This window comes from Enterobacter cloacae complex sp. P16RS2 (assembly GCF_014982155.1).
Lineage (GTDB): Bacteria > Pseudomonadota > Gammaproteobacteria > Enterobacterales > Enterobacteriaceae > Enterobacter > Enterobacter cloacae_M.
In genome coordinates this window covers 12,365-24,545 of the sequence record NZ_JADCKW010000012.1, presented here as the reverse complement: position 1 = coordinate 24,545, position 12,181 = coordinate 12,365, and the positions used below count along the sequence as shown (strand labels likewise).

The window sequence follows — 12,181 nt, the reverse complement described above, 5'->3', positions numbered from 1 at the left end:
GCAAAATGCACGTCGGTAAAAATGCGTTTTAATTAGCAGCCAGCCGGAAAAAGCTGGCCGAATGCGTTATGCGCCCGCCGCCAGCAGCAGGTCAGCTATTGCATCGAAGCCTTTTTCCCGCGCCAGTTCGAGCGGGGTTTTACCGTATTTATCGGTCATGTGCGGGTTCGCGCCGTGATCCAACAGCAGCTTCACGATCTCCTGCTGCTTAGCGCCGCCGTCGTTGAGCACGATCGCTTCCAGCAGCGGCGTCCAGCCGACAAAGTTAGTGTGGTTGACGTTGATATCCGTTTTCTCCAGCAGCTCGCGAACGATCTCCACGTGCCCTTTTTCACTGGCTGGCGTAATGCCGACGCCGCCAAAGCGCGTCAGGCGATCGAGATCCGGATTTGCCGGAAGGACAAGGCGCAGCAGGGTGATATCGTTGGTCAGGCAGCTAATGAGGAAGGGGTTAAAGCAGGTCTGATCCTGTTTATCAATATCCGCCCCGGCGGCAATTAATAACGCCACGCAGTCATAATGCTTTTTCAGGCTGGCAATAATAACGGCAGTTCTTTTCTGACGATTGGTGGCGTTAATATCCACGCCTTTTTCCAGACAGGCTTTTAGCGCATCGCTATTGCCCTCTTCTGCCGCCAGCAGAAATTCAGTAACGAGTTCGTTCGCAGACATATTCAGACTCCCGATGTTTTTATTTCTGTTGACCTGAGAATAGCAACAGCCTGGTGATAAAAGAATCCGCTTAAAAATGATTCATCGACAGTCAATTCATTGTTGAGGTAAATTCAATAAACCGGTCAAAACGTGCGTCTGTGCAACCTTTTTCTTATGTTTCTCCGCTTTTTAGCGCTTCTGGCTGCATTATGCTTATACCTGACGAAGCCTTACCGCATGCGGCCTTCGACAAAGAGTCAGAACTGTGATCGGCTTCAAATGCGTTGTAACGACGCTGTTAAAATATGTTCAAAACTGATGACTGAAGGAAGTGAGATATGAATTCCATCTTTACCGAGGAAAACCTGCTGGCCTTTACTACCGCCGCACGCTTCGGCAGCTTCAGCAAAGCCGCCGCCGAACTGGGCGTGACGACCTCTGCCATCAGTTACACCATTAAGCGCATGGAGACCGGGCTGGACGTGGTGCTGTTTGTCCGCAGCACGCGCAGCATCGAGCTGACCGAGTCCGGTTTTTACTTTTACCGTAAGGCCACCGACCTGCTTAACGACTTTCACGCCATCAAGCGCGGGATTGACACCATTTCTCAGGGCATTGAGGCGCGGGTGCGCATCTGTATTAACCAGCTTTTATACACGCCGCGCCACACGGCGCGGCTGCTGCAGGTGCTGAAAAAGCAGTTTCCCACCTGTCAGATCACCGTGACCACCGAGGTCTACAACGGCGTCTGGGATTCGATCATCAACAACCAGGCCAACATCGCGATTGGCGCGCCGGACACGCTGCTGGACGGCGGCGGGATTGATTACACCGAGATCGGCGCCATTCGCTGGGTGTTTGCCATCGCGCCGGAACACCCGCTGGCGTTCACCCCGGAGCCAATAGCGGAAAGCCAGCTGCGCCTGTATCCCAACATCATGGTGGAAGATACCGCGCACACCATTAACAAAAAGGTCGGCTGGCTGCTGCACGGGCAGGAGGCGATTCTGGTCCCGGACTTTAACACCAAATGTCAGTGTCAGATCCTGGGCGAAGGGATTGGCTTTTTGCCGGAATACATGGCCCGCGAAGCGGTAGACGCGGGGCTGCTGGTCACCCGACGAATCAATAACCCGCGTCAGGATTCGCGCATGCTGCTCGCCACGCAGCATGCCGCAACTGGCCAGGTCACGCGGTGGATCAAGCAGCAGTTTGGTCCAGCGGGGGTACTGACCGATATCTATAGCGATTTACTGTGGCGCGCCTAGCTTTTGCTCTGTACCCAAAACGCATGAATGAGGCCGGGGAAGTAGCCCAGCAGCGTCAGAAGAATGTTGATAATAAACGCCCAGCCAAACCCTTTGCCCAACAGCACGCCCAGCGGCGGTATGAGGATTGTAAAAACAATACGCCAAAATCCCATATAAACACTCCGTTCAGTCTAATCCATTGAAAATAATAAAGAGAACGCTGTAAGCATAGCCAGTTTATTCGTCTGTACCAGTCCCGGGTCTCGCGTTTACCCTCTTTTACGCTTTTGACGCTGGTTTAATGCATCGGATTAGTTTAGAATTTACTTAATTAAGTAAACGCTAAACTATTATGACTGAACTCGAACAGCTTCAGGCCAGCGCCGGGCAGGCCGCCACACTCTTAAAAGCGATGAGCAACCCCCGTCGGCTGCTGATCCTCTGCACCCTGTGCGGAGCGCCCGGCACCAGCGCGGGGGAGCTTGCGCGAGCCACGGGGCTAAGTCCTTCCGCCACGTCGCAGCATCTGGCGCGCATGCGTGAGGAAGGGCTTATCGACAGCACTCGCGACGCGCAGCGCATTCTCTATTTCATTAAAAACGATGCGGTACATCAGCTTATCAGCACCCTGAAAACCCTTTATTGCCCGTAAGGAGCAGCCATGTCACTTCCTCTTCTTTCACCGCGCCAGGCCAATGCCCGCGTCGCTGAAGGCGCAAAACTGATTGATATACGTGATGCCGACGAGTACGCCCGCGAGCATATTCCCGCCGCGCGGTCCGTGCCGCTGGATACCTTACCCGGCGCACTTAACGCGCAGGCGGGCGATACGGTGATTTTTCACTGCCAGTCCGGCGCCCGGACGTCGGGGAATGCCGACCGCCTTGCTCAGGCCGCCGCGCCAGCAGAGGTATTTGTGGTCGAGGGGGGCATTCAGGGCTGGAAGCAGGCCGGACTGCCGACCGTCGAAGACAAGTCCCAGCCGCTGCCGCTGATGCGTCAGGTGCAAATTGCCGCCGGGCTGTTAATACTCTGTGGGGTGGTGCTGGGCTATAGCGTCTCCAGCGGCTTTTTCCTGCTCAGCGGCTTTGTCGGAGCCGGTCTGCTGTTCGCCGGTGTGACGGGCTTTTGCGGCATGGCGCGACTGCTCAAGGTGATGCCCTGGAACCGGCGTACCTCATAAGCAGTAATCGGTGAAATACGCTGTACCCGGCGTCATGCGTGGGCTAAGGTGAAGATCGCTAAAACGATGAGGAGGTAATATGTTTTCTGTCGGTGATTATGTGCAACCGCGTAAAGGCGGCCCGAAACTGAAAGTGCTCGAAGTGAACGGTGACAGCATTGTGGCGGTTCAGGCCAGCAATGAGCAAGGCGAGAAATATACGCTGAAAGCCGCCGATGTAGCGCCTTATAACGAAGAAGGCGATTTCGGCGTCTGCTGAACAGTCAGCCGGGCGGCGTGTTCCGCCCGGCTCATTCGTCAGATCAGAAAATCATCCAGTGATTTACCGTCTGCCAACGCGCTGGCGATAGGCTTCGGCGTGCGGCCCTGGCCGGTCCACGTTTTCTCTTCGCCGTTCTGGTCAATAAAGCGATATTTTGCTTCACGCGGCTTACGCTTTTTCGCTGGCTTACCCGTCTGCGCCAGTTCAGAACCCAGCAGGTCAGTCGGTGAAATACCATCAGCTTTCATCAGCTCCAGCAGGGCATTAATTTTTTCCTGCTGCTCAGCACGCTGCTGCTCTAATTCCGTCAGCTCGCTGCGTTTCTCTTCAGTAACGACCCTGACCTTTTCCAGCATTTCCTCAAGAACGTCCAGGGATAATTCACGCGCCATGGCGCGCAGGGTTCGGATATTATTAAGATTCTGTAACGTCAAAGACATATTATTTGGAAACCTTTTCTTTGGGGGGGTAAATAGATAAATCGCCGACAGAATAATTCATTTGAGTTGAAATATCTACCCAAGGGTCCGTACGGGCATCAGTGTAAATATATCTAGAACTCACTATTAATAATAGCGCAAGGTGCTGACAGGACACCGATGAATCCAATCACTCCATTAATATAAATGGCCAACTTTAATCCAAATTACAGCATACTGCGCCGCTTCAGGTGGAGGATTCCTTACTTTCGCCATTAACGAAATCAACTCGTTGATTTTAATGCGAAAACCATCAAAAAAGACAGATTATAACGTTCGGAACAAAAAACGAACAACTTTAGAGAATTTTGTGGACAAAAGGCGATTAAATAAAAATTAATCACTAGTTGTTAGTTCAAACTCAGAGATATACGCTATACACGTCAAACAAACCAACCTAAAGCACTAACCGCTGAAGGAAAATCGTTTCTTTTGTGTTCTTCTCAAGGAGTTCAGACATGTTCTCGCCGCAATCTCGCCTGCGCCACGCGGTGGCGGATACTTTCGCGATGGTTGTTTACTGTTCCGTCGTGAACATGCTGATCGAAATATTCCTCTCCGGAATGTCCTTCGAGCAGTCGCTTTCTTCTCGTCTGGTGGCGATCCCGGTCAATATTATTATTGCATGGCCTTACGGTTTATACCGCGATGCGGTAATGCGCTTCGCGCGTCGTATCAGCCCCGCAGGCTGGGTGAAAAACCTGGCGGACATTCTGGCGTATGTGACGTTCCAGTCGCCGGTTTACGTGGCCATTCTCCTGACTGTCGGTGCAGACTGGCACCAGATCGCTGCGGCGGTCAGTTCGAATATTGTGATTTCGATGTTGATGGGAGCCGTTTACGGCTATTTCCTCGACTACTGCCGCCGCCTGTTTAAGGTCAGCCAGTACAACCAGGCAAAAGCGTGATGTGAAGCGACTGGCGCACGCCAGTCGCGGATTTACTGTACGTCGCCAAACAGTCCCTTCAAAAATCGCTCCAGCGCCATACGCGAACTGAAACCGTGCGGAATACCATAATGCTCATGCCGTTCACCGCCTAAATAGAGCGGAAATTGCTGATAATGATCGCAGGTTTTAATATCCGAGGCAGGCTCAGCAAATGACAAACTTCTGTCTTTCAGCGTCGGGTGAATAATGAGAGCGGTACGTCCCATTCTTGCTTCGCGATTAACATAAACATAATTCTCGCCGCGGCGATATCCATACGCTTTTGGCGTCACCTCATCCATGGTGAATCCCTCTTTTTCAAGAACGCGTGCCACCTCGTCAGGTCGTAAATACATATCTTTTCCTCGTTATCTTTTCCTGCCCGGCAACCTTACAGTATTCAGCAATAGCAGGGCTTTCAGAATAGTCCATAAACTGCCCGATAACGCGTGATGCGCTTCAGATATTAAATTTCTGAACTAAACTGAACGGGAACACAAAATTACGGAGGATCGTATGTTTAACAGACCGAACCGAAACGATATTAATGACGACGCTCAGGATATTCGTAATGATGTCAGCCAATTAGCGGACACGCTGGAAGAGGTGCTGAAGTCCTGGGGAAGTGACGCGAAGGACGAAGCGGATGCCGCAAAGCGTAAGGCTCAGTCTCTGCTCCGTGAAACTCGCGCCCGTATGAACGGACGTTCACGCGCCACGCAGGCTGCCTGCGATATGGCAAGCTGTGCTACGACCTTCGTGCGTGAAAAACCGCTATGTACTCTGGGAACCGTCGCAGCGGTCGGCATCTTCGTCGGTGCCCTGCTCAGCCTGCGTAAATAACCCCGCGTATTCTGCCCCGGTAGCCTCAGGCGCCGGGGCTTTTTATGCCCGTTAGCCTGAAAAACCCGAACAGCCTGCCCTGCCCCGCTGTGCTCATCACAGGGGCGATATTAATCTAAATTTCCCATATCTTGTATGGTTGAAACTTAAGATAACTACATCTAGTATTCCTTTTAGCAAGATACACACAACCCGACGCGATGATTCGCGCCGCACCCTCATTTTAAATGGAAATACGAATCATGAGCATTATTATTTACACTCGTAACGATTGTGTTCAGTGCCACGCGACAAAACGGGCAATGGAAAGCCGCGGCGTGGCGTTTGAAATGGTGAATGTTGACCAGGTCCCCGAGGCCGCAGATACCCTGCGCAAGCAGGGTTTTCGTCAGCTTCCGGTGGTGGTCGCCGGGGAGACAAGCTGGTCCGGCTTCCGCCCGGACATGATTAACCGCCTGAGCGCTCAGGCCACACGTGCATGAGCGGGCTGGTCTACTTCTCCAGCAGCTCGGAAAACACGCTCCGCTTTATTGAGCGCGTCGGGCTGCCTGCGGTGCGCATTCCGCTGAACGAGCGGGAGCGGATCCGGGTAGATGAACCTTACATACTGGTGGTGCCCAGCTATGGCGGCGGCGGCACGGCAGGAGCCGTGCCTCGCCAGGTGATCCGCTTTCTAAACGATCCTCACAACCGCGGGCTGATTCGCGGAGTGATCGCGGCGGGGAATCGCAATTTCGGCGATGCCTTCGGCCGCGCCGGGGATGTCATTTCTCAAAAATGCGGCGTGCCGTATCTCTATCGTTTTGAGCTGATGGGGACACAGCAGGACGTCGAAAACGTGCGTAAAGGAGTGAACGAATTTTGGCAACGACAACCGCAGAACGGGTGATTCAGGCGACACCGGATTACCACGCATTAAACGCCATGCTTAACCTCTACGATCGGGAGGGGCGCATCCAGTTCGATAAAGATCGTGAGGCGGTGGACGCCTTTTTTGCCGCCCACGTGCGGCCCAACAGCGTGACGTTCGCGAGCCAGAATGAACGTCTCGACTATCTGGTTAAAGAAGGCTACTACGAAGAACGCGTGCTGACCCGCTACGACCGCGCCTTTGTGGTGACGCTGTTTGAACGCGCCCACGCCAGCGGCTTTCGTTTCCAGACCTTCCTCGGCGCGTGGAAGTATTACACCAGCTACACGCTGAAGACCTTTGACGGCAAGCGCTACTTAGAGAGCTTTGAAGATCGCGTGGTGATGGTGGCGCTGACGCTGGCGCAGGGTGATGAAGCGCTGGCGGAGCAGCTCGCCGACGAGATCCTCTCCGGACGCTTCCAGCCCGCCACGCCGACCTTTCTCAACTGCGGCAAAGCCCAGCGCGGCGAGCTGGTCTCCTGTTTCCTGCTGCGTATCGAAGACAATATGGAGTCGATTGGCCGCGCGGTGAACTCGGCGCTGCAGCTTTCCAAACGCGGCGGCGGCGTGGCGTTTCTGCTCTCGAACCTGCGTGAAGCGGGGGCGCCGATCAAGCGCATCGAAAACCAGTCCTCCGGCGTGATCCCGGAGATGAAGATGCTGGAAGATGCCTTCTCCTATGCCAACCAGCTTGGCGCGCGTCAGGGCGCGGGGGCGGTTTACCTGCACGCGCACCACCCGGACATTCTGCGTTTTCTCGATACCAAGCGCGAAAACGCCGACGAAAAAATTCGCATCAAAACGCTGTCGCTTGGCGTGGTGATCCCGGATATCACTTTTAAGCTTGCCAAAGAGAATGCCGAGATGGCGCTCTTCTCACCGTACGATATTGAGCGTATTTACGGCAAAGCCTTTGGCGACGTGGCCATCAGCGAACTTTATGACGAACTGGTGGCCGACGATCGCATTCGCAAAAAAACCATCAATGCCCGCGATTTCTTCCAGACGCTTGCCGAAATTCAGTTTGAGTCAGGCTATCCGTACATCATGTACGAGGACACGGTGAACCGCGCGAACCCGATTGCCGGGCGCATCAACATGAGCAACCTGTGCTCGGAGATTTTGCAGGTCAACAGCGCATCGGCCTACGACGAGAACCTGGACTACGCGGACATCGGCAAGGATATCTCCTGCAACCTCGGGTCGCTGAATATTGCCCACACCATGGATTCCCCCGACTTTGGCCGCACGGTGGAGATCGCCATTCGCGGGCTGACGGCGGTGTCGGACATGAGCCACATCCGCAGCGTACCGTCTATTGAAGCGGGCAACGCCGCGTCGCACGCCATCGGTCTGGGGCAGATGAACCTGCACGGCTATCTGGCGCGCGAAGGCATCGCCTACGGCAGTCCGGAAGGGCTGGATTTCACCAACCTCTATTTCTACACCATTACATGGCACGCGCTGCACACCTCGATGATGCTGGCGCGCGAACGCAGCCAGCGGTTCGCCGGCTTTGAGCAGTCCCGCTACGCCAGCGGGGAATATTTCAGCCAGTATCTTGAAGGCGACTGGCAGCCGAAAACCGAAAAAGTACGCGAACTGTTTGCCCGCGCGGGGATTACCCTGCCGACGCGCGAGATGTGGCAGCAGCTGCGTGACGACGTGATGCGCCATGGTATCTATAACCAGAACCTGCAGGCGGTGCCGCCGACCGGATCGATTTCCTACATCAACCACGCCACGTCGAGCATTCACCCGATCGTGTCGAAGATTGAAATTCGCAAAGAAGGTAAAACCGGTCGCGTCTACTACCCTGCCCCATTTATGACCAATGAGAACCTGGCGCTGTATCAGGACGCGTATGAGATCGGCCCGGAGAAAATCATCGATACCTACGCGGAGGCGACAAAACATGTGGATCAGGGGCTGTCGCTTACGCTGTTCTTCCCGGACACCGCCACCACGCGGGATATCAACAGAGCGCAAATCTACGCCTGGAAGAAAGGCATCAAAACGCTCTACTACATTCGCCTGCGCCAGCTTGCGCTGGAAGGCACCGAAATCGAAGGCTGCGTGTCCTGCGCGCTGTAAGGAGAAAGGATGAAACTGTCACGCGTGAGTGCCGTTAACTGGAACAAGATTCAGGACGATAAAGATCTGGAGGTGTGGAACCGCCTCACCAGCAACTTCTGGCTACCGGAAAAGGTTCCGCTCTCCAACGATATTCCGGCCTGGCAAACGCTCTGCCACGCCGAACAGCAGCTGACGATCCGCGTCTTTACTGGCCTGACGCTGCTGGACACCATTCAGAATACCGTCGGTGCACCGGCTCTGATGAGCGACGCGCTGACGCCGCACGAAGAGGCGGTGATGTCGAACATCAGCTTTATGGAGGCGGTGCATGCCCGCTCCTACAGCTCGATTTTCTCGACCCTGTGCCAGACCAAAGACGTGGACGCCGCCTATACCTGGAGCGAAGAGAGCGAGTCACTACAGAGAAAGGCAAAGCTGGTTCTGGAATATTACCGCGCCGACGAGCCGCTGAAGAAGAAGATCGCCAGCGTGTTCCTGGAATCTTTCCTCTTCTATTCCGGCTTCTGGCTGCCCATGTACTGGTCTAGCCGTGGCAAGCTCACCAACACCGCCGATTTGATTCGGCTCATCATTCGTGATGAAGCGGTGCACGGGTATTACATTGGCTATAAGTATCAGAAAGGACTGGAGAAAGTCAGCGAGGCGAAGCGCGGGGAGCTTAAAGGCTTTGCGCTCGATTTGCTGATGGATCTGTACGACAACGAGCTGAGCTATACGGAGGAACTCTACGCCGGCACCGGCTGGGAGGACGGCGTGAAGGCCTTCCTCTGCTACAACGCCAACAAGGCGCTGATGAACCTGGGCTACGACGCGCTGTTCCCGCCGGAGATGGCGGAGGTGAACCCGGCGATTCTGGCCGCGCTGTCGCCCAATGCCGACGAAAACCACGATTTCTTCTCGGGATCGGGCTCATCGTACGTGATGGGCAAAGCGGTGGAAACCGAGGATGAAGACTGGGATTTTTAATGAACGCTAACGTTCGTTAATTTAATATAATCCCACCAATTCCCGCTCTAATATTTACAAAACAACTACACTGTAATTTCCACGTCATATTCGCCTGAATCATTCCGTTTCAGGCGAAATTTCCCGATGCAGCAGCAAAAAATTGAGAAAAATTCAAACCGCCCTCAGCCCTTTATTCATGGGAAATTCAGCCGTTTCGCTTGCGTCAAAATTCCGCCCTTAGCCCGACTCAGGGTTGTCTCAGATTCTCAGTATGTTAGGGTTATGCCCGTTAACAATTTACCATGGTAATCATATCGGCATAAACAAATAACAGGACACTCTCTATTGCATGGCAATTAAATTAGAAGTGAAAAATCTTTATAAAGTATTTGGCGAGCATCCGCAGCGCGCATTCAAATATATTGAGAAAGGCCTTACGAAAGAGCAAATTCTGGAAAAAACCGGGCTATCGCTTGGCGTTAAAGACGCCAGTCTGGCCATTGAAGAAGGCGAGATTTTTGTCATCATGGGATTATCCGGTTCGGGTAAATCCACTATGGTTCGCCTTCTCAATCGCCTGATTGAACCCACCCGCGGACAGGTGCTGATTGACGGCGTGGATATCGCCAGAATATCAGACGCAGAGCTTCGCGAGGTGCGCAGAAAGAAGATTGCAATGGTGTTCCAGTCATTCGCGCTGATGCCGCACATGACGGTGCTGGATAATACCGCTTTCGGCATGGAATTAGCCGGCACGCCGGCTCAGGAACGTCAGGAAAAAGCCCTTGATGCGCTGCGTCAGGTCGGGCTGGAAAATTATGCGCATGCGTATCCGGATGAACTTTCCGGCGGTATGCGTCAGCGCGTGGGATTAGCCCGTGCATTAGCCATTAATCCAGACATATTATTAATGGATGAAGCCTTCTCCGCCCTCGATCCGTTAATTCGTACCGAGATGCAGGACGAGCTGGTAAAATTACAGGCTAAACATCAGCGAACGATTGTCTTTATTTCCCACGATCTGGATGAAGCCATGCGTATTGGCGACCGCATTGCCATTATGCAAAACGGTGAAGTGGTGCAGGTCGGCACGCCGGATGAAATTCTCAATAATCCGGCGAACGATTATGTCCGCACCTTCTTCCGCGGCGTGGATATTAGCCAGGTCTTTAGCGCCAAAGATATTGCCCGTCGAACGCCAAACGGCATTATCCGTAAAACGCCAGGCTTCGGCCCGCGCTCGGCGCTTAAGCTGCTGCAGGACGAAGACCGTGAATACGGATATCTGGTTGAACGCGGTAATAAATTTGTTGGCATTGTCTCCATCGACTCCCTGAAAACGGCTCTCACTGAGAACCAGGGAATCGATGCGGCGTTAATTGACGCTCCGCTTGCCGTGGACGCCGAAACGCCGCTCAGCGAGTTGCTTTCTCACGTGGGCCAGGCGCCGTGCGCCGTGCCGGTCGTGGGTGAGGAACAACAGTACGTCGGCATCATCTCAAAACGGATGCTGCTGCAGGCTTTAGATCGCGAGGGGGCAAACAATGACCGATCAATCTAACCCGTGGGGCACCACTGAGGCAGCGGACAGCGCTGCGCAATCCACCGACGCGTGGGGTTCCACGCCCGCTCCTGCCGATGGCGGCGGCGCGGCAGACTGGCTGAACAGCGCACCCGCGCCTGCGCCAGAACATTTCAACATCATGGATCCGTTTCATAAAACGCTGATCCCGCTGGACAGCTGGGTCACAGAGGGGATCGACTGGGTGGTCACCCACTTCCGTCCGGTCTTCCAGGGGATCCGCGTCCCGGTGGATTACATCCTGAACGGCTTCCAGCAGCTGATGCTGGGCATGCCGGCGCCGGTGGCGATTATCCTGTTCTCCCTGATTGCCTGGCAGTTCGGTAGCGCGGGGATGGGGGTCGCCACGCTGATTTCGCTGATTGCCATCGGCGCGATTGGGGCGTGGTCGCAGGCGATGATCACCCTGGCGCTGGTACTGACCGCTCTGCTCTTCTGCATTGTCATCGGCCTGCCGATGGGGATCTGGCTGGCGCGCAGCCCGCGGGCGGCGAAGATTATTCGTCCGCTGCTGGATGCGATGCAGACCACCCCGGCGTTCGTCTATCTGGTGCCTATCGTAATGCTGTTCGGCATCGGCAACGTGCCGGGCGTGGTGGTGACTATTATCTTCGCCCTGCCGCCGATTATTCGTCTGACCATTCTGGGGATTAACCAGGTGCCTGCGGACCTGATCGAAGCGTCACGCTCGTTCGGCGCCAGCCCGCGCCAGATGCTGTTTAAGGTTCAGCTCCCGCTGGCGATGCCAACCATCATGGCGGGCGTTAACCAGACGCTGATGCTGGCCCTGTCAATGGTGGTGATCGCCTCGATGATCGCTGTTGGCGGTCTGGGCCAGATGGTGCTGCGCGGCATTGGCCGTCTCGATATGGGGCTGGCCACCGTCGGCGGCGTCGGCATTGTGATCCTCGCCATTATCCTTGACCGCCTGACCCAGGCCGTCGGTCGTGATTCACGCAGTCGCGGCAACCGTCGCTGGTATACCACCGGCCCTGTCGGGTTACTCACCCGCCCTTTCACGAAATCAAAATAAGGAACAACG

The 12,181-nt window shown here is 54.6% G+C and carries 16 protein-coding genes; 12 read left to right on the top strand and 4 right to left on the bottom strand.

Annotated features, from left to right (window positions below; translation table 11 throughout):
• Positions 1 to 66: 66 nt before the first annotated feature.
• Positions 67 to 672 (bottom strand): ankyrin repeat domain-containing protein, encoded by a 606-nt coding sequence (locus INF68_RS08900; RefSeq protein WP_039263421.1) that lies wholly within the window; start codon positions 670 to 672, stop codon positions 67 to 69.
• Between the two features lie 320 nt (positions 673 to 992).
• Between INF68_RS08900 and INF68_RS08895 the strand changes: the two genes are divergently transcribed.
• A complete protein-coding gene (locus INF68_RS08895; RefSeq protein ID WP_023308916.1) occupies positions 993 to 1,922 on the top strand; it encodes a LysR substrate-binding domain-containing protein in 930 nt (309 codons plus the stop codon).
• Here INF68_RS08895 and INF68_RS08890 read toward each other — a convergent pair.
• A complete protein-coding gene (locus INF68_RS08890; RefSeq protein ID WP_023308917.1) occupies positions 1,919 to 2,077 on the bottom strand; it encodes a YqaE/Pmp3 family membrane protein in 159 nt (52 codons plus the stop codon). The two genes, INF68_RS08895 and INF68_RS08890, sit on opposite strands and share 4 nt — an antisense overlap.
• Positions 2,078 to 2,256: 179 nt before the next feature.
• Between INF68_RS08890 and INF68_RS08885 the strand changes: the two genes are divergently transcribed.
• The 3 genes from INF68_RS08885 to INF68_RS08875 all read left to right on the top strand — a co-directional run bounded on the left by INF68_RS08885 (position 2,257) and on the right by INF68_RS08875 (position 3,346).
• The gene (locus tag INF68_RS08885; protein ID WP_063144167.1) at positions 2,257 to 2,556 is read left to right on the top strand and encodes a helix-turn-helix transcriptional regulator; all 300 of its coding nucleotides are present in this window, start codon (positions 2,257 to 2,259) and stop codon (positions 2,554 to 2,556) included.
• 9 nt (positions 2,557 to 2,565) lie between these two features.
• Positions 2,566 to 3,087, top strand: coding sequence for a rhodanese family protein (locus tag INF68_RS08880; protein WP_126785893.1), 522 nt, complete (start codon positions 2,566 to 2,568; stop codon positions 3,085 to 3,087).
• A gap of 79 nt (positions 3,088 to 3,166) precedes the next feature.
• Entirely contained in the window at positions 3,167 to 3,346 is a 180-nt protein-coding gene (locus tag INF68_RS08875; RefSeq protein ID WP_024907679.1) for a hypothetical protein, read from the top strand.
• A 38-nt stretch (positions 3,347 to 3,384) separates the two neighbouring features.
• On the opposite strand, the gene stpA is transcribed toward INF68_RS08875, so the two are convergent.
• Positions 3,385 to 3,789 (bottom strand): DNA-binding protein StpA, encoded by a 405-nt coding sequence (stpA, locus tag INF68_RS08870; protein WP_032660403.1) that lies wholly within the window; start codon positions 3,787 to 3,789, stop codon positions 3,385 to 3,387.
• Positions 3,790 to 4,286: 497 nt separating this feature from the next.
• Between stpA and alaE the strand changes: the two genes are divergently transcribed.
• On the top strand, positions 4,287 to 4,736 hold the full coding sequence (alaE, locus tag INF68_RS08865) for an L-alanine exporter AlaE (RefSeq protein ID WP_126785892.1): 450 nt from the start codon (positions 4,287 to 4,289) through the stop codon (positions 4,734 to 4,736).
• 32 nt (positions 4,737 to 4,768) lie between these two features.
• Here alaE and INF68_RS08860 read toward each other — a convergent pair whose 3' ends face one another.
• A complete protein-coding gene (locus INF68_RS08860) occupies positions 4,769 to 5,113 on the bottom strand; it encodes a DUF2002 family protein (protein ID WP_023308923.1) in 345 nt (114 codons plus the stop codon).
• Between the two features lie 160 nt (positions 5,114 to 5,273).
• Between INF68_RS08860 and INF68_RS08855 the strand changes: the two genes are divergently transcribed.
• From INF68_RS08855 to proW, 7 genes are all read left to right on the top strand, one after another.
• On the top strand, positions 5,274 to 5,600 hold the full coding sequence (locus INF68_RS08855) for a DUF883 domain-containing protein (protein WP_023308924.1): 327 nt from the start codon (positions 5,274 to 5,276) through the stop codon (positions 5,598 to 5,600).
• 242 nt (positions 5,601 to 5,842) lie between these two features.
• Entirely contained in the window at positions 5,843 to 6,082 is a 240-nt protein-coding gene (gene nrdH, locus INF68_RS08850) for a glutaredoxin-like protein NrdH (protein WP_023308925.1), read from the top strand.
• On the top strand, positions 6,079 to 6,489 hold the full coding sequence (nrdI, locus tag INF68_RS08845) for a class Ib ribonucleoside-diphosphate reductase assembly flavoprotein NrdI (protein WP_023308926.1): 411 nt from the start codon (positions 6,079 to 6,081) through the stop codon (positions 6,487 to 6,489). The genes nrdH and nrdI overlap by 4 nt, the downstream gene beginning before the upstream one ends.
• Positions 6,462 to 8,606 carry a class 1b ribonucleoside-diphosphate reductase subunit alpha gene (nrdE, locus tag INF68_RS08840; RefSeq protein ID WP_193525302.1) on the top strand — a complete coding sequence of 715 codons (2,145 nt, stop codon included), beginning with the start codon at positions 6,462 to 6,464 and terminating at the stop codon, positions 8,604 to 8,606. Before nrdI ends, nrdE begins: the two co-directional genes overlap by 28 nt.
• A gap of 9 nt (positions 8,607 to 8,615) precedes the next feature.
• Positions 8,616 to 9,575 carry a class 1b ribonucleoside-diphosphate reductase subunit beta gene (gene nrdF, locus INF68_RS08835; RefSeq protein WP_126785890.1) on the top strand — a complete coding sequence of 320 codons (960 nt, stop codon included), beginning with the start codon at positions 8,616 to 8,618 and terminating at the stop codon, positions 9,573 to 9,575.
• 331 nt (positions 9,576 to 9,906) lie between these two features.
• Positions 9,907 to 11,118, top strand: a complete 1,212-nt coding sequence (proV, locus tag INF68_RS08830; RefSeq protein ID WP_032660399.1) for a glycine betaine/L-proline ABC transporter ATP-binding protein ProV — start codon at positions 9,907 to 9,909, stop codon at positions 11,116 to 11,118.
• The gene (proW, locus tag INF68_RS08825; RefSeq protein ID WP_126785889.1) at positions 11,102 to 12,172 is read left to right on the top strand and encodes a glycine betaine/L-proline ABC transporter permease ProW; all 1,071 of its coding nucleotides are present in this window, start codon (positions 11,102 to 11,104) and stop codon (positions 12,170 to 12,172) included. The genes proV and proW overlap by 17 nt, the downstream gene beginning before the upstream one ends.
• Positions 12,173 to 12,181 lie beyond the last annotated feature (9 nt).

Bases quoted from the DNA above. Each gene is read 5' to 3' on its own strand.
- INF68_RS08900 (WP_039263421.1), bottom strand. From the start codon at position 672: ATGTCTGCGAACGAACTCGTTACTGAATTTCTGCTGGCGGCAGAAGAG.
- INF68_RS08895 (WP_023308916.1), top strand. From the start codon at position 993: ATGAATTCCATCTTTACCGAGGAAAACCTGCTGGCCTTTACTACCGCC.
- INF68_RS08890 (WP_023308917.1), bottom strand. From the start codon at position 2,077: ATGGGATTTTGGCGTATTGTTTTTACAATCCTCATACCGCCGCTGGGC.
- INF68_RS08885 (WP_063144167.1), top strand. From the start codon at position 2,257: ATGACTGAACTCGAACAGCTTCAGGCCAGCGCCGGGCAGGCCGCCACA.
- INF68_RS08880 (WP_126785893.1), top strand. From the start codon at position 2,566: ATGTCACTTCCTCTTCTTTCACCGCGCCAGGCCAATGCCCGCGTCGCT.
- INF68_RS08875 (WP_024907679.1), top strand. From the start codon at position 3,167: ATGTTTTCTGTCGGTGATTATGTGCAACCGCGTAAAGGCGGCCCGAAA.
- stpA (WP_032660403.1), bottom strand. From the start codon at position 3,789: ATGTCTTTGACGTTACAGAATCTTAATAATATCCGAACCCTGCGCGCC.
- alaE (WP_126785892.1), top strand. From the start codon at position 4,287: ATGTTCTCGCCGCAATCTCGCCTGCGCCACGCGGTGGCGGATACTTTC.
- INF68_RS08860 (WP_023308923.1), bottom strand. From the start codon at position 5,113: ATGTATTTACGACCTGACGAGGTGGCACGCGTTCTTGAAAAAGAGGGA.
- INF68_RS08855 (WP_023308924.1), top strand. From the start codon at position 5,274: ATGTTTAACAGACCGAACCGAAACGATATTAATGACGACGCTCAGGAT.
- nrdH (WP_023308925.1), top strand. From the start codon at position 5,843: ATGAGCATTATTATTTACACTCGTAACGATTGTGTTCAGTGCCACGCG.
- nrdI (WP_023308926.1), top strand. From the start codon at position 6,079: ATGAGCGGGCTGGTCTACTTCTCCAGCAGCTCGGAAAACACGCTCCGC.
- nrdF (WP_126785890.1), top strand. From the start codon at position 8,616: ATGAAACTGTCACGCGTGAGTGCCGTTAACTGGAACAAGATTCAGGAC.
- proV (WP_032660399.1), top strand. From the start codon at position 9,907: ATGGCAATTAAATTAGAAGTGAAAAATCTTTATAAAGTATTTGGCGAG.
- proW (WP_126785889.1), top strand. From the start codon at position 11,102: ATGACCGATCAATCTAACCCGTGGGGCACCACTGAGGCAGCGGACAGC.